Source organism: Pseudoalteromonas sp. MMG033 (assembly GCF_057197785.1).
In genome coordinates, this window is record NZ_CM170070.1 from 3,565,224 (window position 1) to 3,589,411 (window position 24,188).

At 40.3% G+C, this 24,188-nt stretch carries 19 protein-coding genes; 6 read left to right on the forward strand and 13 right to left on the reverse strand.

Going from position 1 to position 24,188, the window contains the following annotated elements:
- Positions 1 to 13 precede the first annotated feature (13 nt).
- Both AC2CZC_RS15540 and metG read right to left on the reverse strand, forming a co-directional pair.
- Positions 14 to 760, reverse strand: a complete 747-nt coding sequence (locus AC2CZC_RS15540) for a hypothetical protein (protein ID WP_484582488.1) — start codon at positions 758 to 760, stop codon at positions 14 to 16.
- Positions 761 to 1,010: 250 nt separating this feature from the next.
- Positions 1,011 to 3,035: a methionine--tRNA ligase gene (gene metG / locus AC2CZC_RS15545; RefSeq protein WP_484582489.1), complete on the reverse strand. Its 2,025-nt coding sequence runs from the start codon at positions 3,033 to 3,035 to the stop codon at positions 1,011 to 1,013.
- A gap of 192 nt (positions 3,036 to 3,227) precedes the next feature.
- On the opposite strand from metG, the gene apbC reads away from it, so the two are divergent.
- Positions 3,228 to 4,301, forward strand: a complete 1,074-nt coding sequence (gene apbC / locus AC2CZC_RS15550; RefSeq protein ID WP_484582490.1) for an iron-sulfur cluster carrier protein ApbC — start codon at positions 3,228 to 3,230, stop codon at positions 4,299 to 4,301.
- Positions 4,302 to 4,481: 180 nt separating this feature from the next.
- Positions 4,482 to 6,950: a putative bifunctional diguanylate cyclase/phosphodiesterase gene (locus AC2CZC_RS15555; RefSeq protein ID WP_484582491.1), complete on the forward strand. Its 2,469-nt coding sequence runs from the start codon at positions 4,482 to 4,484 to the stop codon at positions 6,948 to 6,950.
- On the opposite strand, the gene AC2CZC_RS15560 is transcribed toward AC2CZC_RS15555, so the two are convergent.
- From AC2CZC_RS15560 to AC2CZC_RS15570, 3 genes are all read right to left on the reverse strand, one after another.
- Positions 6,947 to 8,971 carry a hybrid sensor histidine kinase/response regulator gene (locus tag AC2CZC_RS15560; RefSeq protein WP_484582492.1) on the reverse strand — a complete coding sequence of 675 codons (2,025 nt, stop codon included), beginning with the start codon at positions 8,969 to 8,971 and terminating at the stop codon, positions 6,947 to 6,949. The two genes, AC2CZC_RS15555 and AC2CZC_RS15560, sit on opposite strands and share 4 nt — an antisense overlap.
- A gap of 123 nt (positions 8,972 to 9,094) precedes the next feature.
- Positions 9,095 to 9,934 carry a CLCA_X family protein gene (locus tag AC2CZC_RS15565; protein ID WP_484582493.1) on the reverse strand — a complete coding sequence of 280 codons (840 nt, stop codon included), beginning with the start codon at positions 9,932 to 9,934 and terminating at the stop codon, positions 9,095 to 9,097.
- Entirely contained in the window at positions 9,873 to 10,478 is a 606-nt protein-coding gene (locus AC2CZC_RS15570; protein WP_484582494.1) for a tRNA-uridine aminocarboxypropyltransferase, read from the reverse strand. The genes AC2CZC_RS15565 and AC2CZC_RS15570 overlap by 62 nt, the downstream gene beginning before the upstream one ends.
- Positions 10,479 to 10,607: 129 nt before the next feature.
- Between AC2CZC_RS15570 and AC2CZC_RS15575 the strand changes: the two genes are divergently transcribed.
- Together AC2CZC_RS15575 and AC2CZC_RS15580 are read left to right on the forward strand one after the other, a co-directional pair.
- Positions 10,608 to 10,952, forward strand: coding sequence for an Hpt domain-containing protein (locus tag AC2CZC_RS15575; protein ID WP_484582495.1), 345 nt, complete (start codon positions 10,608 to 10,610; stop codon positions 10,950 to 10,952).
- 148 nt (positions 10,953 to 11,100) lie between these two features.
- Positions 11,101 to 12,315 carry a pyridoxal phosphate-dependent aminotransferase gene (locus AC2CZC_RS15580; protein ID WP_484582496.1) on the forward strand — a complete coding sequence of 405 codons (1,215 nt, stop codon included), beginning with the start codon at positions 11,101 to 11,103 and terminating at the stop codon, positions 12,313 to 12,315.
- 21 nt (positions 12,316 to 12,336) lie between these two features.
- Here the strand turns inward: AC2CZC_RS15580 and AC2CZC_RS15585 are convergent, their stop codons facing one another.
- The 7 genes from AC2CZC_RS15585 to AC2CZC_RS15615 all read right to left on the reverse strand — a co-directional run bounded on the left by AC2CZC_RS15585 (position 12,337) and on the right by AC2CZC_RS15615 (position 18,849).
- Positions 12,337 to 13,011: a M15 family metallopeptidase gene (locus AC2CZC_RS15585; protein ID WP_484582497.1), complete on the reverse strand. Its 675-nt coding sequence runs from the start codon at positions 13,009 to 13,011 to the stop codon at positions 12,337 to 12,339.
- Complete coding sequence (gene dapE, locus AC2CZC_RS15590) at positions 13,011 to 14,159, reverse strand: succinyl-diaminopimelate desuccinylase (RefSeq protein ID WP_211036309.1); 1,149 nt, start codon at positions 14,157 to 14,159, stop codon at positions 13,011 to 13,013. The genes AC2CZC_RS15585 and dapE overlap by 1 nt, the downstream gene beginning before the upstream one ends.
- The gene (locus AC2CZC_RS15595; RefSeq protein WP_484582498.1) at positions 14,156 to 14,503 is read right to left on the reverse strand and encodes an ArsC family reductase; all 348 of its coding nucleotides are present in this window, start codon (positions 14,501 to 14,503) and stop codon (positions 14,156 to 14,158) included. The genes dapE and AC2CZC_RS15595 overlap by 4 nt, the downstream gene beginning before the upstream one ends.
- The gene (locus AC2CZC_RS15600) at positions 14,500 to 15,006 is read right to left on the reverse strand and encodes a PTS glucose transporter subunit IIA (protein ID WP_484582499.1); all 507 of its coding nucleotides are present in this window, start codon (positions 15,004 to 15,006) and stop codon (positions 14,500 to 14,502) included. Before AC2CZC_RS15600 ends, AC2CZC_RS15595 begins: the two co-directional genes overlap by 4 nt.
- A complete protein-coding gene (locus AC2CZC_RS15605; protein ID WP_063364007.1) occupies positions 15,006 to 15,386 on the reverse strand; it encodes an ACT domain-containing protein in 381 nt (126 codons plus the stop codon). The genes AC2CZC_RS15600 and AC2CZC_RS15605 overlap by 1 nt, the downstream gene beginning before the upstream one ends.
- 116 nt (positions 15,387 to 15,502) lie before the next feature.
- On the reverse strand, positions 15,503 to 17,647 hold the full coding sequence (pta, locus tag AC2CZC_RS15610) for a phosphate acetyltransferase (RefSeq protein ID WP_484582500.1): 2,145 nt from the start codon (positions 17,645 to 17,647) through the stop codon (positions 15,503 to 15,505).
- 2 nt (positions 17,648 to 17,649) lie between these two features.
- Positions 17,650 to 18,849 (reverse strand): acetate kinase, encoded by a 1,200-nt coding sequence (locus AC2CZC_RS15615; RefSeq protein WP_211036325.1) that lies wholly within the window; start codon positions 18,847 to 18,849, stop codon positions 17,650 to 17,652.
- A 152-nt stretch (positions 18,850 to 19,001) separates the two neighbouring features.
- Between AC2CZC_RS15615 and yfbV the strand changes: the two genes are divergently transcribed.
- A complete protein-coding gene (yfbV, locus tag AC2CZC_RS15620) occupies positions 19,002 to 19,448 on the forward strand; it encodes a terminus macrodomain insulation protein YfbV (RefSeq protein WP_484584895.1) in 447 nt (148 codons plus the stop codon).
- Between the two features lie 47 nt (positions 19,449 to 19,495).
- On the opposite strand, the gene AC2CZC_RS15625 is transcribed toward yfbV, so the two are convergent.
- Complete coding sequence (locus AC2CZC_RS15625) at positions 19,496 to 20,176, reverse strand: PKD domain-containing protein (RefSeq protein ID WP_484582501.1); 681 nt, start codon at positions 20,174 to 20,176, stop codon at positions 19,496 to 19,498.
- Positions 20,177 to 20,417: 241 nt separating this feature from the next.
- Between AC2CZC_RS15625 and AC2CZC_RS15630 the strand changes: the two genes are divergently transcribed.
- Positions 20,418 to 24,182: a M4 family metallopeptidase gene (locus AC2CZC_RS15630; RefSeq protein ID WP_484582502.1), complete on the forward strand. Its 3,765-nt coding sequence runs from the start codon at positions 20,418 to 20,420 to the stop codon at positions 24,180 to 24,182.
- The last annotated feature ends 6 nt before the right edge of the window (positions 24,183 to 24,188 follow it).

Consider the following 24,188-nt stretch of genomic DNA (forward strand, 5'->3'; position numbering starts at 1 on the left):
ATATTAAAAATGGTTAATTTATATAGGTAGATATATCCCGAGTGATATTATTTTGATTTAGCTTCCAAGTCTCGACCATTCGAGTTGTGCCGCCTGTATTCCTACAGACTATTTGTGCTGATATTGTTGCTGTTCTTGCATCATAATAGGTAGGCTCATCAAAAGAGATAATATCATTTATAAAACCATCACTGTGCCATGGCTCTAGTTTTAATGGTGCGTCACTTTCAATACTTGAAGCAGTACAAAAACCAGTCTCTTCGCTGTTATTAATGTTTAAAGTAGCTTGATAGCGTACATCTTGATAAAAACCCGGATAAAGATGATCGCCATCTTGCCAGTGAGATGCTGTCATTTTGCTTTTTAATTTGATTTTAGGTGCTGGGGCAATGTTATGCCTTAATCGTACTGATGAAATTGAGTTATCGATGCATTGCACCTCAATATACTTTTCTTTGTGTTCGTGGCCACGTTCAAGTTGAGCCGTTAAAATGCTTCCATTTATTTGCACATTAGCGAGATGAGTATGTGTGTACTTTTCGAAAATTGCGGCGTGTTGGCAAGGGAGTTCGTTACCTGGGTATGGAGCATAAACACGGATGTCGTATGCAGAGCTTGACTGGGTCACCATCACATTAAGTGCAGTTTGGTTATAATAGGTGACTCTACCGGGCGTGCCATCAGTATCGTGTATGATTGATGATGCTAAAGCAGATGTATTTATTATGATCATCAAAGGTAACACTCTATTAATTCTCATTTTACATTCCTTTTTACATGTTGTGAGAATTTACTTTAGCGTGCACATGATATTATTTAAAGGGGTAGGTAGTATTTGTTGATGGGTTATTATAGTTTCAAAAGTATTTAAACAATTAAAATATTTAAGTATAAAGGGTATAAATTAGAGTAGATTTATTCTGCACTTTGTCGCAAGAGGCCTAGATTTAAAGAGAAGCCAGCCTAAAATGAGGGCATGAAATATAGTTTCATGCCCTCAATGAATTGTATTACATTACACGCATACCTGGCTCAGAGCCGTCGTCAGGGTTTAAGATATAAATTTCTTTACCACCTGGACCTGCGGCTAAAACCATGCCTTCAGACATACCGAAGCGCATCTTACGCGGCTTAAGGTTTGCTACCATCACAGTTAACTTACCTTCAATGTCTTCTGGTGCATAGGCTGACTTGATACCTGCAAATACTTGACGCGTTTCACCACCTAAATCTAACGTCAATTTAAGCAGTTTTTCTGCTCCTTCAACATGCTCAGCTTTAGCGATTTTAGCGACACGTAAGTCAACCTTAGCAAAGTCATTGAATTCAATTTCGTCTGCGATTGGCTCTTTAGCTAGCGGACTATTTGGATCTAAAGCTGGTTTAGCAGCTTCTAAGCTTTCTTTAGATGCGTCTACCATTGCATTTACCTTATCTAAATCAACACGCTGCATTAATGCTTTGAACTTATTAATTTCATGGCCAACTAATGGCTTAGATACTGTTTCCCAAGTAAGTTCTGTTGCAAGGAATTGCTCGACGTTTGCACTCATGCCAGGTAATACTGGTTTTAAGTAAGTCAGGATAATCTTGAACATATTCAAACCAAGTGAACATACCTGATGTGCGCGTTCTTGAGTCGCTTCGTCTTTGATCAATACCCAAGGAGCTTCAGCGTCAATAAACTGGTTTGCTTTGTCAGCAAGTGTCATGATTTCGCGAATAGCACGGCTATATTCGCGATTCTCAAAGTGGGTTGCAATGGTATCAGAAACAGCACTGAACTCTGCTAAAAGCGCTTCGTCCATGATCTTGTCACTTAACTTACCAGCAAACTTCTTAGTAATAAATCCTGCACAGCGACTTGCAATGTTCACAACTTTACCGACAAGGTCAGAGTTTACGCGTTGTGCAAAGTCTTCTAGGTTCAAGTCTAAGTCAGTGATACCGTTGTTTAGTTTCGCAGCGTAGTAATAACGCAAGTACTCAGGGTCTAAATGCTCAAGATAAGTACGCGCTTTGATAAACGTACCTTTCGATTTAGACATCTTGGCACCGTTTACAGTAACGAACCCGTGAGCAAATACGTTAGTTGGCTTTCTAAAATCTGCGCCCTCTAACATTGCAGGCCAAAATAGGCTGTGGAAATAAATGATGTCTTTTCCGATAAAGTGATATAGCTCCGCGTCTGAGTCTTTGCCCCAGAATGCGTCAAAGTCGATACCACTCTTGTCACATAAGTTTTTAAAGCTTGCCATGTAACCAATCGGTGCATCTAGCCACACGTAGAAGTATTTACCTGGCGCGCCTGGAATTTCGAAACCAAAATAAGGCGCATCACGGCTGATATCCCACTGCTGAAGACCTTCAGCAAACCATTCTTCCAGTTTGTTTGCCATTTCGGCTTGTAAACTCCCTGAATGTAGCCACTCTTTTAACATGCCTTCAAAAGCAGGCAGATCAAAGAAGTAGTGCTCTGAGTCTTTTAAAACGGGCGTTGCGCCAGACATTGCTGAGCGAGGGTCTTTTAGTTCTGTTGGACTGTATGTTGCGCCACAGGCATCACAGCTATCACCGTTTTGATCTACTGCATCACATGTAGGGCAGGTACCAGTTACGAATCTATCTGGTAAAAAGATATTTTTCTCTGGGTCAAACAACTGCGAAATAGTACGCTTTTTGATGTGGCCCTTATCATTTAGTCGAGTATAGATAAGTTCACTAAGAGCTTTGTTCTCATCGCTATGTGTGCTGTGGTAATTGTCAAAAACGATATTGAAATCAGCAAAGTCACGCTGTCTTTCAATACTGACATTCTTAACCATTTCTTCAGGTGTGATACCTTGCTTTTGCGCGTTCAGCATGATCGGAGTACCGTGTGCATCGTCAGCACAAACATAGTATGTTTCATGGCCACGCATTTTTTGGAAGCGTGACCAAATATCAGTCTGAATGTATTCAAGTAAGTGCCCTAAATGAGTTGGGCCATTTGCATATGGTAATGCACTTGTGATGAGAATTTTTCTCTTTGTCATAGTTTTCCCAAGGTTAATTAGCCGCATCGGCTAACGCCAGTGTCACTTTGTATTCAATTTGACGGTTAAATTAAATACAAATATTTTGACCAACTGGATTATGCCCAAATAACGCGATTTTGACTGGTCTTAATTTATCGAATGTTACATAATTCCTGCGTTCTTTTCATCACCTGATGGCGTTTTATTTGTATGTTTGGCATCAAGAAGTTTTTTAGTAAAGAAGATCCACAGCAAACTGAGATTATGAAGCTATTAAATAGCTATCGTAGTGCGATTTTTCCGATGGGGGTTCAAAACGAGTGGATCTCATCGATTGAAAAAAGTAAGTCGCAATATCGTGTATTGATTACGCTTCCTTTTGCTGCACACACTCAACAAAAGCAACTTGAGCAATATCTACATAAAAATAAAATAGAAGAAGTCGCTGTTACCATTGAAACCAGTATCCCTACTTCATACAAATTTAAGAAAATAAAGCATATTGTGCTTATTGCTTCCGGTAAAGGCGGGGTGGGTAAATCAACAACCGCGGTAAACTTAGCATTAGCGCTCGAACAAGAGGGAGCAAAAGTAGGCTTACTTGATGCGGATATTTATGGACCTTCTATTCCATCATTATTGGGTTTGGTTGGTGAGCAACCGACAGCGAAAGATGATAAAACACTGAATCCGATGCAAAAATATGGATTAAATACAATGTCTATTGGTTACTTGGTACCAGCCGAAAATGCGACGGTTTGGCGCGGGCCAATGGCGTCGCAGGCATTAAATCAGTTACTTAATGAAACCGACTGGGGTGAGTTGGATTACCTTATTGTTGATATGCCTCCAGGAACAGGCGATATACAGCTTACTATGACGCAAAAGTTACCAGCCAGTGGCGCAGTCATTGTTACAACGCCACAGGACTTAGCGCTAGCTGATGCACAAAAAGGCATTGCCATGTTTTCACAAGTTAATTTGCCCATAATAGGACTTATTGAAAATATGAGTTACTTTAACTGTCAGCACTGTGGTGAGAAAAACGCGCTTTTTGGTTCTGATGGCGGCAGTGAGTTAGCGGCGCGCCATGGTGTGCCTTTATTAGCTGAGATCCCACTAGATATTCAGATTAGAGAAGAGTCAGAAAAAGGGGAAAACTTAATTTCTCAAGGTACTAAGGTGGCTGAACATTATGTTTATTGTGCACAGCTTTTGAGTAGTATGTTGCACTTGCAATCAGCTGAAACATCAGCAGTCGAAATTACTTTTTCTGACGACTAAATGTCTATTTTGTATGATGTTGGGGATTTTATTTCTCTTGAACACTGGTAATTGGGTTGTTAGTCATCATACTTATACATGTGGTTTTTAGGGGTGTCTGGTTGAATTGACATTAACGTTGACATGTTTGTGATAGCCTAGGCTATTGGCAATCGAAATCACTTACTCAAGGAGGTGGGTATGTGGTTGTATGTTAAGAACATTGCATTGTTTTGCATGCTTTTAATTTGTAGCTATGGTTCGTTTGCATCTCAAAGTTATATCATTGAGCAAGTTTCAGATACATCAAACCAATTGACCATAGATTCCATCATTGACCGTTCTGCGAGCTTTAATGCTGCTAAGGGAGAAATTCGTTTTATTAAAGGCGAAACACTTTGGATAAAAGTCTCTAGTGTCAGTGAGCTAGCTAGCGAGACTTTAGTCGTTTTAGGCTCTATTGAAGGCACTTTCAAGTTGTATCAGGTTGCTAACGGTAAAGTTGCAGCTTACAAGTTTATTTCACCAGAACTCGCGCATCTTGCGCCTAATCTTCATATATTGCCTTCTATCGCATTATCTACCGACAATCAGAACTACGATGCCTACATCAAGGTACAGGCTAAGTATAATGGCATGTTGTCCTTATCTGTGATGTCGTTGGAACAGTATAGAGAGGCACTTAATGAAAGGTTATTTATTACTGGTGCCAGCAGTGGTATCCATTATTTCATTGCTATTTTTGTTTTATTGATGGCGATAAGTCAGTCACGAAAAGGGCTAGCGGTTTTAGCAGCCTATTTTGTCTGTGTCAGCATACAAACAGGCGCATATAATGGCGCCAACAACTTAATTTTTCCAAGCGAATTGGCAAGCTATTTTGCAGTTTATCAAAGCCAAATCTATCTGCTCTCTTTGATTTTTGCGGTACTCTTTCTAAATTATTTTGTCGTAGTTAAACGCTCTGACCCAAAATTCACTAGGCTCGTCAGTGCATCTATTTGGGCACTGGCAGGGTTAGCTGTTTTGATAGCCCCCTTGAATGCTCAGCACTCTCTTGTCTTCCACCTAATCGGTAGCTTGATCTGTTTCTTATTGTATATTTTGGTACTACAAAATCAGTTTTATGAACATAAACGTGAAGTAATGGCGATTGTTATCGCTTGGTTGCCTATTTTTATTTTTAAAATGTATGTTTTCATGAATCAATTTGGAATCTATGTGTCGATTGATCCATCCGTACTAAACCAGATATTTGTCACGTTACATGTTGTTTTACTTGCGGCATACTTGTACTGGCATGATAAAAACAAGAAAAAACAGCTGTTGTTCTATGCCACGCATGACAAAGATACCGGCGCCCCTAATCGCTATATGTTGCAGCAGAGTCTAGATGGCTTAGGTAAAAGTCAAAAAGATCATACTTTACTTCTTTTTCGCCCGCTGGTTTTGCAAACGATTAGATTAAATATGGGCTGGAGCTATGCTAATGCTCACCTAAAAAAACTTCTGATGAAAGTGGGTGAGCAGTTAAATACGTACGGCAATACTGTCATTGCAGGGCATAATAATGTGCATACCGCGATTTATCGCCTAGATGATTCATTGTTTGCAATTGTCTTACTCGGAAAGTTTGAACTTAGCCAAGTAGAGCAGTTTGTTTGTGTTTTGTCTGCTAGCTTTGAGGAAGGCATTGATTTTGGTGGAGACTTATTGGTAGATCAACTTGAAATAGGGGTGGCGAGTAATCCAATTCATGCCACAAATGCCGACTCGTTAATACAGTGTGCTATGCAGGCAATGGCTGCAAAGCCTGCCGGGACTAACAAGTGGCAGCTTTTTGACTTTGGTAATTCAATCGTCTCTCAAAGGCGTATAAAAATTGCTTCTGCGCTAAAGGTGGCTATTGAACGAAAGCAGCTTAGCTTATACCTTCAACCCCAGCTTCATCTTGGAACTGGCCGTGTATACGGTGCAGAAGCATTATTAAGGTGGCATCACCCAGAGTTAGGTGTTGTGCCACCCAGTGAGTTTATTCCTGTAGCTGAGTCTTCGGGTATTATCTACGAACTCACGGAATGGGTGATTGAAACCGGACTAAAACAGCAAGCGGAGCTTGTTCAATTATTACCTGATCATACCTTATCACTTAACATCTCAGGTAAAGATGTAGGTCGTAAAGAGCTAACGGTGCAACTTATCGAGCTAGTTAATCAATATACATTAGTACCGACACAAATTGTTTTGGAGGTGACTGAGTCAGCAACAGTGGAGAATGAAAATACGTTGTTTGATACTTTAGGTGATTATCGAAGCATAGGGCTTAGAGTAGCGATTGATGATTTTGGTACTGGTTATTCATCATTGGCTTATTTAAGTCAACTTGGATTTGATAAATTGAAAATAGATAAACGCTTTGTTATGGACGTAGAAAGTTCGAAGACTAATCAAACAATTTGTAAAGCTACTTGTGATATGGCGCACAGTTTAGGTTCAGTTGTTGTTGCTGAGGGAATTGAAAGTGAGCAATGCTATCGTCAGTTGCAACAGTACAAGTGCGACATTGGACAGGGTTATTTTATTTCAAGGCCACTACCTTTTGAAGATTACAAAAAATGGCTGCATAGAATGATTGAGGTTGAGGACGTTATTCATTACCTCACATCTTAAGTGTTAATTACGGGCATAGTTTCAAGACCGCTGGAGATCAAGTTGCCAAGCGTCATAAAGTCGATGGGCTTTGGCAGCATATCTGTCATTCCCACCTCAGATAGGTGCCTTTTGCTGAGCTCATCCGTGTTAGCAGTCATAGCGATAATGGTAGCATGATGTGGAAGGAGTTTACGGTCAAAAATAATCTTTGCAGCTGTCAGCCCATCCATAACCGGCATCATACTATCCATGAATATGATGTCGTACTTATTCTGTTCACACTGTTTTATCGCAATCTCACCATTGCTTGCAGTATGCGGGGAAATATTAAATTTATTTAAAAATGCTATCATCACTTTTAGGTTAATCAGGTTGTCTTCCACAACGAGCACATTCAAGCTGGATGCATCAAAATCATGCTGCTTTAGAGGTTCTTCGATAGCGGGTTTAGGCACTAATTTTAACGGGATAAACACACTAAACTGGCTGCCTTTTTGCAAAGCGCTGGTAATATTAATTGTGCCTTGCATGAGATCTATCAGTTCCTTCACAATGGACATGCCAAGCCCAGTTCCGCCAAAATGACGACCTATTTCGTTTTCCCCTTGTTTAAATGGTTCAAATAAATACTGGATGCTTGTGGGTGACATGCCTATCCCTGTGTCATTCACATCAATAAAAAGATTGACGCCATCCGCGCGAGATTGAGAGTGGACTCTGAGACTCACGTTGCCATATTCAGTAAATTTGACGGCGTTACTAATAAGGTTAGTGATAATTTGAGTGAGTCGTAGTGGATCACATGTTACCCAGCATGTTTTAGGTAATTTGATGTCAGAGCGAAAATCAATACCTTTGTTGCTTGCCAGCTGTTTAGATAATTCTACAAGGTCATCGATTAAAGAGCAGAGGTTGCAATCTTGGTGAGTTAAAGAAAGGCCTTCTTGAGATATTTTTGAAAAGTCTAAAATTTCATTTACCAGACCAGTTAAAATGTCTGTGCTGCGTAGCGCAAGTTGAAGGTGCTCTGTAATCTTATTTTTATCAGTTTCATCCATGGCACTTAATAGCATGCCATTGATCCCGTTTAATGGGGTTCTCATTTCATGGCTTATTTTCGCCAAAAGTAAGCTACGCTCATTTAACAATTTCTCGGCGTCTAATTTTTGTTGTTGAAGGCTATTTCTTAGTTCGACATCTTTGGTAATGTTTTGTATTGAACCAATTAGATACATTTCCCCATCTTGATCAATGGTTCTTTCCCCGTGACATGACACCCAAACTTCTTTGTTTAGTTTGGTTGTGATTTGTAATTCTAACTCCCATGGCAAGCCTTTATTTAAGGCATTATCAATTGCACTGGAAAATGCTTGACGATGCGCATCTTCGTTGATGAGTGCAAACCATTCATTGAGTGAGAGTGTCGAATCTAACTCTAGTTGGTGGATCCGCTTAGCTTCATCGCTCCAAAATACTTGATTAGAAGATATATCAATTCGCCAACTGCCCATTGACGCAACTTGTTCCATCTTTGCGAGCGTTTTGTAGTTATTCTTGAACTTGCTTTCAGATTCCATTCTTGCAAGTTCACATCCTAGCCACTGAGCAAATAACTCTACATAGTCATTGTGCTCTGCTGTAAAAGGGTTACTGATCTTGGCCGCGGAGAAGTTAATAGTTCCAAATGTTTGATTTGCAATGCGTATCGGTGCACCGATATATGATTCTAGTTGGAAATTTTGATAGCAAGGGTGGGAAGCAATGTTGCTCGAACCCGCATGGTGAAAGGACAGCGCTTTATTGGCTTTTAAAGTGTGAGTACAGTACGTGCCTGCTAAGTCAAATTGGCATTTTGGTTCGAGTGAAGGGCTATCTGACTCGACATACAAAATGGTGTATTTATCATCTATAACTTGACTAACAATTGCTATTTCGAGATCAAAAACGTCGAGACCAAACCGCAGTAATGATTGGATTTTTTCCTCGGTGCTCAACTCTTGTTTCGATACAATATTATGAAACTGCCTTAAAAAACTCACCAAGTTAAATCCTTTTGAACTAGTACAAATTATGTTCTACTAGATTAAATGCAAAAAAACACCCAAAGATGAATAATATATTAATATCTCTAATAATCAATTGGCTGGGTGATTATATTTACGTTAATTAGATTGGGAATGTAGTGCATGACCTAACGTATGAAAGTAGCGTTCAATATTTTTGGTTATTGGTTGAATCTCATCGGTGAGGGGGAATCCTCCGGCGTGTTCCAGCTTAGAGTTGATGACATCAGATACTAAGAATTCGTTTTGAATACTAGGTTGATGTGCAACAAAACATTCGAAAGCACGTGCTGTGAGCTCTTGCGGCAAACTATAATAGAGCTGATGTGTCTGTTTGTCTAAATGAATACCTCTTTGAAAAAAGGCACTTGGTTTATTGCCATCACTGCTAAGTAAAATACTTTTATAGACTTGGTCTAGTAGTTGATTGAGTGGATGAGCTGTCTCTGGTGAATTTGTAAGCCAAAGCGATGAAGCAAAGTCGTTGGACTTACTGGACCCAAACAGGTGCTTGCATATATAGTGATCAAATGCATGCCACCACTCATGTGCAAGCGCACCGCCTCCGGCATTTTTTGCAAGCGCTAAGGTTCGAGTAGATGGGGCATAGTGAGCTTGCACACCCTTTTGGCCACCACTCCCAAACGCGAGGTTCAAAGTACCTCTTAGGCCTATAGCGGTTGGAGGAAGAGAGAGTATTTGGGCAAGATCAGCCAGTGAGTCATAGATTAAATTGGCACTTAGGTGTTGCTCTTCTTTGGTAACCCAATTTCCTAAAGTAATCGTTTTAAAACCAAATGTCGTTTTTAATTCGTCAAAGCAGACTTGATCACCAAACCGATAATCAGGTCCTGAGCGCTTAAAATGCCTATGTAATCTAGTGCTCTTCATTGAGGTATCGTTGTTTAACGTCTGCGGGCATAAATTTGGTCTGTTCATGTATCATACCTGCAAGCAAGTCATGCAGTGGCTTAACGTTTAACGATTCGTAACAGGATAAGAAATATGCGCACGCTTCTAAGGTTGATAAACTGTACGATTGTTCAGCTTTTCTAATCGAATACTTATTTTCTGGCAATTGTGAAAATGAGACTTTTTGCAGATCATTTAACCAAGGATTTAGCATGGCAATTTTATTGACTTTTTTCCAAGTGCCGTCTAGTACGAACAGTGTGTCTATCGGGTTTACACTTTTATCAATATTTTCAACTTGAAGCGCATTTTCGCTAGGAAATAGTAAAGCACAATGACTCGAAGAGGCTATTTTTTGTGGGGTTAAAAAATCAGACGGACTTTCACCTACGTATGTTTGAATGTTGCCTAATTGAAGGTTTAACAGTCTAACTGTATTTTTTGCTACACAAACTTCGTTCGGGTGCTGCAATATGATGATTGTCGTTTCATTGCTCATCTCAGGGCTAATATAGTGACAAACACATGTTTTAATAGAAAAATGGCAAATATTGCAGGTACTTCTTTTCATATAGGCTTAGAACAGGTTACATTGGTATATATCTTAACATAATTTATAGTTGGCTTTGCTCTTGTTGATACTCTTAACTAGCATATAGTTATAATTAGATACACGGGCAATAGACAATAAAGGACTTTTATGGATACTAGAATTGATGAAACTTGCTTGGAAAACATGCAGGCACTGCTTGGAGAGCAATTTACTGATACGTTAGAGTTTTGTCTAAGCGAATTTGATCGTCTGGCAAATGAGGTTAAGGCGACTATTGATAATGATTTAGAAGCGGCAACAAGAAATGCGCACAGCCTTAAATCAAATGCGGCACAATTTGGTGCAATGAGTTTGGCTGATGTGGCTAGAACGATTGAGATGTCATTGGTCGAAAACAATATAGAGCATGCTAAAACGCAAGTCAGTGTTTTGTGCTCAGAGGTAGATGCCTCTAAAGTGCTTTTACAAAGGTGGCTAACTTCCAGTGTGTAAATAAAGGGTTCGGCTTGGTAAGAGCGCTATCGAAATAAGTATAAATAGATGTATTGCCCTAATCTCACTTCAATTAAATAATTCAGCAATTGACTCTTTTAAAACCCCTCATTCATCGTTATGCTAAGTTTGGATTGAGGGGAATATCATGAATAAAATAAGTAAAAGCAATAAATTAAATGGGGTGTGTTACGACATTCGCGGACCTGTTTTGTCACAAGCACAAAAAATGGAAGATGAAGGCGTCAAAGTCTTAAAGCTCAATATTGGTAATCCAGCAGCATTTGGCTTTGATATGCCTGAAGACATGCACCGTGACATTATTAGAAATTTGCGAGACGGGCAGGGATACTGTGATTCAAAGGGATTGTACTCAGCACGTGTTGCTGTTTACCAATACTATCAGCAGAAAAACTTTCCAAATATCAGTGTTGATAACACCTTTATAGGCAATGGGGTGAGTGAGCTGATCCAAATGGTCACGCAAGCTCTATTGAATGACGGCGATGAAGTATTGATCCCCGCTCCTGATTATCCGCTTTGGACTGCCTCTGTTAAATTAGCAGGGGGTGCGCCAGTGCACTACATGTGTGATGAATGTGCAGATTGGTTCCCTGATATTGCCGATATCAAAGATAAGATCACCAGTAAAACAAAGGCACTGGTATTAGTTAATCCGAATAACCCAACGGGAGCCGTGTATAGCAAAGCGCTTTTACAAGAGCTTATCGAGATTGCCAGAGAGCACAAGTTACTTATTCTAAGTGACGAAATTTACGAGAAAATACTGTTTGATGGTACAGAACATTTTTCAATTGGTTCGTTATGTGATGACTTACCCGTGATTACGTTCAATGGATTAGCTAAAACGTACCGAGCCGCTGGTCTTAGAATGGGCTGGATGGTGGCAAGTGGTAAAATTTCTGTCATGCGTGACTTACTTGAAGGTTTGAACATGCTCGCTTCTATGCGTTTGTGTGCAAATGTACCAGCACAATTTGCGATACAGCAGGCTTTGGGTGGTGTGCAATCGATAGACGACCTGCTTCTACCCGGCGGGCGTTTGTATGAGCAACGCAATATTGCATGGCAGGGGTTGAACGAAATTCAAGGTATCTCCTGTGTAAAACCAAAAGGTGCTTTGTACGCCTTTGCGAAAGTTGATACAAAACACTTTAACGTTAAAAACGATGAGTTAATGGTACTTGACCTTTTAAGGGAAGAGAAAATACTGCTTGTTCATGGTCGGGCTTTTAATTGGCCTTCTCCTGATCATTTTAGGTTGGTTTTCTTGCCTCATAAAGATGAACTAGAGCCTGCATTACAGTCTATGCACCGCTTTTTTGATCATTATCGACAGTAAGTTTTATTTTTAGAAGGGCGTTTAGCCCTTTGCGATATTGGTAATAAATTGAGAATATAGTTTTGGTAAATTTGCTAATATCGCTTCCTTTCCAAGAACATCTTGCTCAGAAATCACTTGTTGAATTGTATTTAGTGATACATGTTGCTCTAATTTATACGCGGTCTCTAGATGGCTTATATGCCAAGGCTCCGCAGCAACTCCACCTCGATATGTATCGTACGGTTTAAAAAAACCAAATTGTGACAATGACGCATCAAGCCAGCATGAAAATTCATAAAATGGACCGCCTGATTGATATTCCCAAGGTTCAAGCTGCAATGACTCTCCAGCTCCAAGGCAGTTACTGGCGTAAACATCCAGATCACTGCCAAAATGATGTCGGCTTGTTCCAGGCAACGCTGAAAACAACATTATTGCCTCGACAATTTTTTCGTCACTGAGATGGTGAATATCAACAGGTGCATTATTGTTATCAAGAATAGGGCGTTTACCACTAAATTTAGCATTCCAAATCATGGCTTGACGGTGGAAATTTCTATGTGCAGATGCAATCGAAAACGCAAAGCCAGCTGCTTTAGCTGCTTTATTGAGGGAATCTAAGTCCTTGATTACCTCTTTGTGGACAAACTTATTTTGATATTCAACTAAATGAGATGAGTCCAACCCAAGTGCTTGAAGCGCAATGTTATTCATTACGCTTTTACCAAGAGCTTTTCAAGAATAGACTCGTAGATGAGCGCTAAATCGTCTAGAGATTTGGCACAAACTTGCTCGTCTACTTGGTGGATTGTCTTATTTACAGGGCCAAGTTCAATGACCTTGCAGCCTGTTTGTGCGATAAATCGACCATCAGAAGTACCGCCCGTTGTTTCAGGGTTTGCTTCGATACCCGTGACTTCTTTGATAGCTTCCAATGTGACGTTGAGCAACTCACCTGGCTCGGTTAAAAAGGGCAGGCCATTCACTGTCCAATTAAGCTCATAATCTAGGTTATGTGCTTTTAATATTGCATTTACGCCGTCTTGTAGCTGCTCAACAGTGGACTCTGTACTGAATCTGAAGTTGAACTGCACATCAACAGTACCAGGGATGACATTGCCAGCTCCTGTACCACCGTTAATATTTGAGATTTGAAAACTGGTAGCAGGGAAAAACGCGTTGCCCGTATCCCATTCTTTATTGCTCAGCTCAGTAAGTGCTGGTGCGACATCATGAATTGGGTTTTTAGCAAGGTGGGGGTAAGCGACATGGCCTTGAATGCCTTTCACGGTTAAATAGCCAGTTAAGGAACCTCTGCGACCATTTTTGACTACATCGCCTAATGTTTCTCTAGATGAAGGCTCACCGACAAGGCACATATCAATTTTCTCGTTGCGTGCTTCAAGCAAATCGACGACCTTGGTAGTCCCATTTATGAATGGCCCCTCCTCATCGGATGTGATCAAAAAGCTGATCGAGCCTTGATGGTTAGGGTGTTTTGCAACAAATCGTTCTGTCGCGACAACCATAGCCGCGAGCGATCCTTTCATGTCGGCAGCGCCTCTGCCGTGTAAAATACCGTCTTCAACTAAACCTGCAAATGGTGGGTGGCACCAATCTTTTTCATTGCCAATTGGCACGACATCTGTGTGCCCTGCAAAGCAAAAATGCGGGCTTTGCGTGCCTTTTCTTGCCCATGTGTTGAGTGTATCTGTAAAAAATAGCTCTTCAATGTTAAACCCCAGCTTTTCGAGACGGCTATTCATTAAGCTTTGGCATCCGGCATCTTCAGGTGTGACTGATTGGCGTTGGATAAGGGCTGAGGCAAGTTCAAGCACTTCGCTAAGTGGGGTTTGGCTCATTTAAAAATCTCTTGATATTGCGCTGCTTTGAAACCAATGTGTAGCTTCGAATCAACTTGTAAAATAGGGCGCTTGATCATAGCAGGTGCGTCGAGCATGTATTGCTTGGCAGACGCTTCATCGAGTGTTTGTTTTTGCTCGTCGCTAAGGGCTCTGTATGTGGTGCCACGTTTATTCAATACCGTTTCCCAACCTAGCTCTGCCACAAAGCTGTCTAGTAACTCAGGTGTTAAACCATCTTTTCGGTAATCATGAAAAGCAAACTCAATATTTTGTTCTTGTAAAAATTTTTTCGCTTTCTTAATCGTGTCACAATTTGGAATACCGTATAAAACTATGCTCATAATTTACTAGCTCTTGATAATGTTATTAGCGGATCTTTGCCCGCGTTGACTTGATTTAGCGGATAATAACACGGGCCTAATTTATCTGCATTGAGAATTATGAGTGTGCCTGTGATGGGCAATTCCTGTGGTATATCGAAGTAGCAAAGAATATCGCCAGTGATGATGTGTTTTTGTCCAATACAGTGTTTAATAAGGTTTTCCATTTTGCGATATTCATTGGGAATATTAAGGTGTAGTAAAAATTGCAATCCGGATTCTGCACGGATCACAAATTCACAGCCTTGTTGGCCAACCTTTATTATTTTGCCATTGCATGGTGACATCATCAGTGCTTGATTCATTTTGACACACACGCCACTGCCTATCATGCCAGTTGAAAACAGAGGTAAAGGATGATTTGTCAATGGAAAAACTTTACCAGTAAATGGGCTGGCAATATGTAAAAGGGGATTGGCAATTTGCGTAATTGGTGCGTAATTAATAGGTTTAGAAAATATCATTAAACAAAAAGGTAACCGTCTTTTCTGAGCGCTTGAATTGCATTATTGAGTTGTTGTTCTTTAACAAGAATGTAGTCAGTATCGTATGTTGAAATGGAAAAAATAGACACATTTGCACTTGCTAATACACCTGAGATGTTAGACATAATCCCAGTCAGTGAAAACCCCAATGGACCGATAATCTCTATGGCTCTCCAGTATGGCTCAGCGGCGAAGCTATCAACTTTTATGTCAGAAGGACAAACGATTGATAATTCTTCAGTTGTTTTAGCAATAAAAAAAATATCAGATTTGAGTACATTACTAGGAATGCTCTCATCGCTATCTAGGCTATGAATCGTAAAGTCTTGTTGTAGTATTTGTAGCGTTTGTTTTGACATACTTGCGCTCTAACTGCATCGACTTCTTCATAGTATAGGTAAGCAAAAGGAAAAGAAACCTTTTTATTTAGGGAGTAGAGATTGCCTACTCCCTTGATAGCGTTAAGAAAGGCTATTTATGGGCGTTGAGCCGCTTGGATTGCCGTCAATGCAATCGTATAAACGATATCATCAACCAGTGCTCCACGGCTTAAGTCATTTACAGGCTTTCTCATCCCTTGAAGCATCGGACCAATACTGATGAGCTCGGCGCTTCGCTGTACTGCTTTGTATGTTGTGTTACCTGTGTTTAGGTCAGGGAATACAAATACAGTTGCTTTGCCAGCTACTTTACTATTTGGTGCCTTTTTACGTGCGACATTTTCCATAATCGCTGCGTCGTATTGTAACGGCCCGTCAATATCTAAATCTGGGCGTTTTTGCTGTGCTAATTCAGTTGCTTCTCTTACTTTATCAACATCAGCCCCTTGGCCTGAAGTCCCTGTACTGTAACTAATCATCGCAACTTTTGGCTCGATACCAAATGCAGCAGCTGAATCAGCTGATTGAATCGCGATATCAGCCAATTGTTCAGCGGTTGGATCTGGGTTAATTGCACAGTCACCATAAACAAGTACTTGATCAGGTAGCAACATAAAGAACACAGAACTCACTAAAGATGAGTCTGGTGCAGTTTTGATCAACTGTAGAGGAGGGCGAATGGTATTCGCAGTGGTATTAACCGCACCTGATACAAGTCCATCTACTTCATCTTCAGCTAACATCATGGTACCAAGCACGACATTGTCTTGCAGTTGTTCTGCGGCGACGACTTCAGTAAGTCCTTTGTTCTTGCGCAGTTCAACCATAGGTGCAATATACTTACCAATCGCTTGGCTTGGGTCGACAATGGTGATGTTTTCGTTTAACACCACGCCCTGTTGCGCTGCGATACGTTGGATCTCTTCATGGTCACCAAGTAAGACCGTTTTAGCGATGCCTCGCTCACCACAGATTGCTGCCGCTTTGATTGTGCGTGGCTCATTACCCTCTGGTAATACAATGGTTTTGTTTGCTCTACGTGCTTGATCCGTCAGCATGAATCTAAATGCCGGTGGCGAGAGCTTTCTGGTGCGAGCAACACCTTGAGATAAACTATCTAGCCAATCTGGGTCGATATGATCAGCGTTGTGTTGCTTCACCTTATCAATGCGTTGTTCATCGTCCGCAGGTACTTCCATATTGAAGTTATGCAGTAATAACGATGTTCTCCATGTATCTGCTTCAGTTGCAAGGATGGGCAAGCCGGTATTCATGGCTTGCTCGCACAGTTCCATGATCCGCGGCTCAGGCTTGAAGCCACCAGTCAGTAGAATTGCCCCTAATTTTGTACCATTCATAGCCGATAAGCATGCAGCGACCAAAATATCTGAACGGTCGCCAGGAGTAACCAAAAGGGCGCCTGGAGTAAAGTGGTTCAGGATGTTAGACACTGTTCGCGCACAAAAGGTAACGCGGCGAAGACGTCTGTGAGCCATATCCCCTTCATTGATGACTTCGGCTTGGAGATATTCACTTAGATCTCTAACTCGTGGTGCAACAAGATCGAAATCCCAAGGGATAGCGCCAAGCAACATAAACGGATGTTTGCGGAAGATTGGCAATGAAGCCAAACGGTTCATCTCGTTTTCAAGTTGTTCTGGTTCATGTTGGTCAACCAAATCAGCACGAGCGCGGCCATCTTCATCTAGTGGCGCGTTGACCTTATTGAAAATACAACCTAGTACTCTCGCATGGTCTATTCCACCATAGTTACCAGAGGCAATCTCTAAGCGGTCTTCAAGTTGGTCGTTGGTGTCATTACCTGGTGTTAATACAAACACGATATCAGCGCCTAAAGTTTGGGCGATTTCTCGGTTGACACGACCAGCATAAGGTTGTTTACGTGTTGGCACCATACCTTCAATGATGGCGACTTCATCATCTTGTACGCTGCTTTCAAAGCGCTCTACTATTTCCTCTAGCAGGTCATCGCCTTTACCATCACCAATCATTTGCTCTGCATAGTGCAATTCGAAAGGCGTAGGGGGCGCAATTGATGAGCCTTGCTTGATAATTAAAGTCGACTTCTCAGGCCCTACATCGGCATTTCGAGGCTGAGCAATCGGTTTGAAAAAGTTAACTTTTACAGCTTTTTGCTCTAAAGCTCGCACTAAACCGACAGAAACAGATGTCAAACCAACCCCAGTTGAGATTGGAATAAGCATGATCCTACGACCCATAATTATTGCTCCCCAGCAAGTGTTGCCGCATCTTGTGCAATAACAAGTTCTTCATTAGTTGGTATAACCATGGCAATAGGCGTAGATGAACCTTCAGTAATAACGCCCTCGCTGCCAAATCTTGCTGCTAAGTTTCGCTCATTGTTTAACTGGAAGCCTAGGAAGCTTAACTGGTTGACGACACTTGCACGGATCACATCAGAGTTTTCTCCGATACCACCCGTAAATACCAAAGCATCAATCCCACCAAGTGGTACTGCAAAACTCGCAATTTGCTTTGCAAGTCGGAAGCAGAATATGTCTAAAGCTAGTTTTGCTTTTTCATGACCTTGGGAAGCATTTTCTTCGATTGTACGGCAGTCGTTTGACAGCTCACTAATGCCAAGTAAACCACTTTCTTTATTCAATAATGTGTCTATTTGTGCCGCAGAGTAACCAAGCTGGTTCACTAGGTAGGCAAATAAGCCCGGATCAATATCACCGCTTCGTGTGCCCATTACAAGGCCTTCTAAAGGTGTTAAGCCCATGCTGGTATCTACTGATTTGCCATCTTTAACAGCACAAACAGAGCATCCGTTACCAAGGTGCGCAGTAACAATTTTAGAAGATTTATCAGCTAGGCCTAATTGTTCGATGGCTTGTGCCGATACGAAATAATGACTGGTTCCGTGGAAACCATAGCGTCTGATGCTGTGTTGTTCGTACAATTTATATGGCAATGCGTATAAAAATGCAGTTGCATCCATTGTTTGATGGAAAGCAGTGTCAAAAACAGCAATTTGAGGAAGTGTTGAAAATGCTTCCGTGGCCGCTTCAATACCAAGTAAGTTAGCTGGGTTATGCAAAGGCGCAAGTGTTGCTGTTTGCTTGATTGCTTCAAGCACCGTGTTGTCTATAAGTGCTGATTTGGTGAAGTGTTCACCACCATGCACGACGCGGTGTCCAACAGCAACAAGCTGCTGATCGAGCTTCAACGATTTTACTAGTTCAACCAGTTTGTTTATAGCGACTTCATGGGCGTCGCCATTAGATAGAGAAATAATGTGCTTTTGGCCATTAACTTTATATTTAATTTGAGGTGATTCTTCACCCAAGCGTTCCGCTAACCCGGATAAATGCTCTTTTGCAGAGCTCGAGTCTATGATTGCAAATTTGAGGCTAGAGCTGCCACAATTGAGGACCAAAACATGCGACGATGACATAATGACTTTCCGTTTTGACAATAAGAGTAGTTGCGTATTAAGCTAAATGATGACGTTCATTCAGCATTACACTTAATACTAAGGTATAATTGACATGAATGACCGTAATTTTACCTTATTTTTTTGAGAAAAGTTAGCACCTAGGAGTTATGATGCAGAAAAGTCTTATTTCACAAGTGCAACTGGGCCGTCAATATGCTAAAGAATGGCCAATGCGTAAGGAACTCGCACCTTTATTTCCCGAGTTTAGAGTGATTAGGGCTACGGATCTGGCTTTGCAAACTATGCCAATTTTAGCGATGTTTACTGTTTTTTTTCAAACAAGCCTACTGGGTATGGAGTATTTACCTCAATCAATTGCGATTGCGTTGTTTTTTCTAACGCTGCCAGTACAAGGATTATTATGGTTAGGGAAGCGATGTGAGACAGCCTTAACCCCTGCACTGAATTCTTGGTATAGAGATTTGTACCAAAAAATGGTTGCTAACGGTTATCAAGGGGATCTTTGCACACGAAAGCCCACTTATCGTGAGCTGGCTAAATTACTCAGTGACATGTTCGATAAGATGGATAAAGCCTTCACTAAAGAAAACCTGTAAAAAGTTCAAACGCACAATAATCTATATTTATTGTGCGCTTCTTTAAGCTAGGCATTGGTGATTCTTTTTATCTTAAGCAAGCCTAATATTATTAATAGCCAATACAATGCTCCACCAGAGCTAGGTGATTCTTTATTAATATCATTTTCAACCGGTTCAGTGTTTTCAACTGGGCTTGAGTTTTCAACCGGTTCAGTGTTTTCAACTGGGTTTGATATATCTTTTGGCTGTGTGTCGGTTTCAGCTATGACTTCTATATCGAAAGACTGTGTAAATACATGTTTACCTTCGAAAAGGGCTGTCACTTGAATTGTATACTCACCGACTGTATCAAATGCAAAATCTACATGTTCCCCATTTAATTTCGTGTCATCAGGAAGTAACCATTCGTAGTCTAAGGCTAAGTCGTATTCCGAGTTCAGTTCGATACTGGCACGTGCTTTTTCTCCCTTATGTATATCGTGTGGTGCGATTAAATTAAGTGATTCTATCACGGGAGTGATGGCGTTTATTTCGTATTGCTTACTATAGCTAAGATTATCACTGACTGTTTCAGTAAGTGAGACGGTATAAATCCCGGGTTTTGTATAAGTATGGTTAGGGCTTGCCTCTGTACTCGTTGAGCCATCACCAAAATCCCAAAAGTAGGTTTTTTCTTGTGCATGGAGTTGAGTAGGTATGTTAAAAGCCAGTACACAAGTTATCAGCAATATCCTTTTTAACAGCATTTAATTTCCTTTCCCATTTATGGAGATAATATATTTCGATTTAACAGTTTTTGATGGATTGTTTGATACGTGAATAAGCGTCTAACTTAATATATTTATATGAAACTTTAAATACATACTTTTATATTATGAAATTGTTTATATAATGAACTTATTTAGGGGTTTTACTGGATTATCTCAGTTTTATTGGTTATTTTTTACTGGTTTTTTGACCACAAAAATAATTTCAGGAAGGACTCCAGTGCGTAAGTTAGGATTTATATTTACCTTGGTCGGCTGTCAAGCTTTTATGTGTGACGCTAGAGCACAACAGGTTTCGCCGTTTCCATACCAATATGAAGGTTACCATATACATTTATCAGACCAACCCGCTGATATTCAATATAAATTAAACAAAATTAAGGAAATAGATACGTCGTCTACCTTCAAACATTATGATTTGTACTTGGATGATGTAAAGGTATATGACAGTACATTGGTTTTAAAAAAAACACAGGGCGGTAAGGGGCAGCTAATATCTGGAAATTTAAGCTTTGTAAGTCAATTAACAGAAAGCTTAGCAAGTTTGAAAATAAAGAAGCCTAAGTTCAATTACAAAGATGATTATGTCACGGAGCATGTCTTACAGACTTATCCATTTGTATCAGATGTGGCACAGGTTAATCGTTTAGTTGTTTTAGGTAGGCAACAAAAGCTTCGTTTTATTTATCAAGTCGAAGTAAAATCAAAGGAGCAAAGACGCCAGTTTATTACCTTGGATAGTCTCACTTTAAAGCAGTTAGGTGTATCTGTCAGTAATTATGCTTTCTCAGAACATCATGATGAGAGCTATCACCCGGTAGCGACAACAACTGGGAATTACAAACTTGGTCTAAACTGCCACCAAGCCCCAGACATGCCAACTCAAAAATGCCAAAATAGTGTTTTACCACTTGAGCACCCCATCACACAGCAGTTTTTTCCAAATGCGCCAATAGTCAGTAATATTTATTATCGAACAAATACCAACGCTGCATTTAGTGAGTTTGATGGCTATCCAATGATCGTTAAGCTATACGATAATCGATGTATTTTTCAAAATAACTGGGTTGAGACATACCTTGGCAGCGCTTTAGAACCATATTCATACGCTTGCCCAGATGGTGTTGAAGAAGCCCACGGTATTAGTGGTAACCCATACTTTTATTATTTTTTAAAAGGTGCATTTAAAACGGTAAATGACGGTCATTTTTTTGGTGGTATTACTGCCCAAACCTTGCATTATCATTTTAAACAGTTGTTTCCAAACCAGCAAAGCCGTTGTGAGAAGGAAGCGGGTTATTGCTTGAATAAAATAAAACAGCGTGTTGATGCAGGAAATTTATATCAAAGCAGTTGGGACGGTGAATTTACAAATTATGCAGGAGGAACAAAGGGCTCCCCATTTCCACATGGTAGTTCATTGGATATTGTTGCTCATGAAATCGGACATGCGATATTAGAGTGGAATACGGATAATATTATTTCAGGCTTTAATTTTGAAGATGAGCCAGTAGAACTTCGTGCGAAGAGAAGTGCATTACATGAGAGTTTTTCGGATATGACAGCGATTGCTGTTAAAGATTATTACGCTCGGCATTTGCAAGCAGAGCCTTTTGATTCTAACTGGGTGCACTCTGCAATTTATTCGAAACTATACGATCAAAATGAAATGCTTTGGGCAATAGGCTTTGACGCAAGATTGTCTGATACATTTTCTCGACATGCAGCTATGCCGAGGCTTGATGGCGTTAGCATGGATGACTATAGAGAGTATGATCAGACTGTGGGGTCGCATCAACGTGCTGGCGCGTTAAATAAATTTTTCTATTTAATCGCTTCCAGTGATGGTTGGGATATTCAGCGAGCATATCAGCTAGTGTTAAAAGCCATGACAGGGTGTTTTTCAGCCACAGCAGGTATGTATGAAGCCTCGCAATGTATTATTGCAGTGGCTGATGCTCCTGATGCAGAACATATTACACGGCTCGCTGAAAAAGTTGGATTTATAGCGACTGACAAAGAGCATACTCAATTAAATGTATCTATTGATCGCCGATATGGCAGCCTAAGGTATGACTTTAGTGATATGAGGGTTTCACAAGACAATACTTCGGTTGTCGAGGTTCAAATTGGTTCAAACCCTGTTATGAGATGGACACCAGAGAATGAACTCGTTTGGCAGGATATCATCGCTGGGCAACATACACTGGGTGCAGGTGAACATGACTTATCATGGTATGTTGAGCTTAATGATGGCACAGAATTAGAAACTAAAAGGTTGGTGAGTTTATTTGACGGCGTATTATGTAAACCACAAGGTATTAGCGATCAGTATATTACTAACCTTTCAATTAATGCCCAAAATCATGAAGTAGAGCAAGGTTTTAATGAGCTGACCATACTCGATCCAGTTTTTAAACAAAGCGGTTTAAACATAGATTTTATTGGCCTTAATCCCGAGATAGCGATATCTACTTATTTGGATTTGGACAGAAATGGGTATTTTGATACTAATAGTGAAAAAATGGTCAACCAGAGCAGTCAGGAAGGTGAGTTTGTCTTTGACCTCGCTCAGTATCAAAAATTGGGTGCTGGACCTATTGTAGTAAGGATTGTGTTATCTGCACAAGAAGAAACCTCTAGTTGCGCAGGTTTAACCAATGCGCAAGTGATTGATCTAAATATAACATTACGTGAAGGTCATTACATTGCTCCGGATATTGATTTTGGCTATAAACAGAAAAATAGTGAGATCCACTTATCTATCAATCAAGACTTCACTAGTGCGTATTCTTTTAGATGGGTTTTTGGTAATGAAGAAATAGAGACCTCTGAATACCATATTGTAAAATCAATGCCACAGACATCAGAAGTGACGTTAATATTGCTCTACCATGGTGTCGAAGTGAATCGTATCGATAAAAGTGTAGCTGTATTACCGGAACCAGCGTTTTCTATTGATTGTCAGCAAAATGGTACGGAATGTAAGCTATTATTGGTAGGTGACTTACCAAGCAATATCACTCGGTTTGCGTGGAAAATAGATGAACAGCACTTCACTAGCAGTAATGACTTTCTAATTTATGACTTTGGTACAACAGGGCTGAAAAATGTCACTGCATTACTCACCCTGCAAGGCGCCTCTGTTATATTTGAACGGTCACAGTCTATTGAGTTAAAAGAAGTTGTGGATTTTGATGTTGATGTACAGCAAGAAAACAATGACTTCATACTAAATATCTCAAAAGCACTTCCGGCTAGTTATTCGTTAATTTGGGTGGTTAATGGCATCGAATATCCGCATAGTCAAACTGGAACTATTTTAACTGCGTTGTCCCCTCAAGACAGTGTAAGCTATATATTGCAAAAAGATGGTGAATCAATTTTTGAGAAACGTATTGATATTGCTCATGTAAATGACCCTAACTTGAAGATTGGATGCCAAAGTAACGGCCTAGAATGCAAGTTTTTAGCAGAGCATCAGTCTACTGCCACTGATATAAAGTATGTGTGGGACTTTGGTGATGGCACTGTTATAGAAAATAATGCACAAAGCATTAATTACAGTTATCAGGAAGCTGGAGAATACATTGCGAATATTACGCTTGTCATTGATGGAAGAGCGAGGTTTACTGCTCAACTATTGGTAAAAGTCGACGTAATTAAACCTTTAATAAATATCGGTTTTAAGCAACATAACCAAACCTTGTCACTGAGCGCTTCAGGTGAGGTACATGATGGGATGGCATTTCAGTGGTTGATCAACAATGAAATAAGATACGGTCAGACGATTGATTATGATTTTCCTGACAAAACACAAATAACAAGTATCAAGCTTACTGTGTATGAAAAGGAGCAAGAGGTGCTTGAGGTTTTTGAGAATATTCAGGTCTTTGAAAGTTCTGGGTTAGATTTTAAGTGGGCTCAAGACAATTCAGAAGAGCCACTACAGTTTAGTTTTTCTATACAGAAGGGCATGAACTAAAATGTT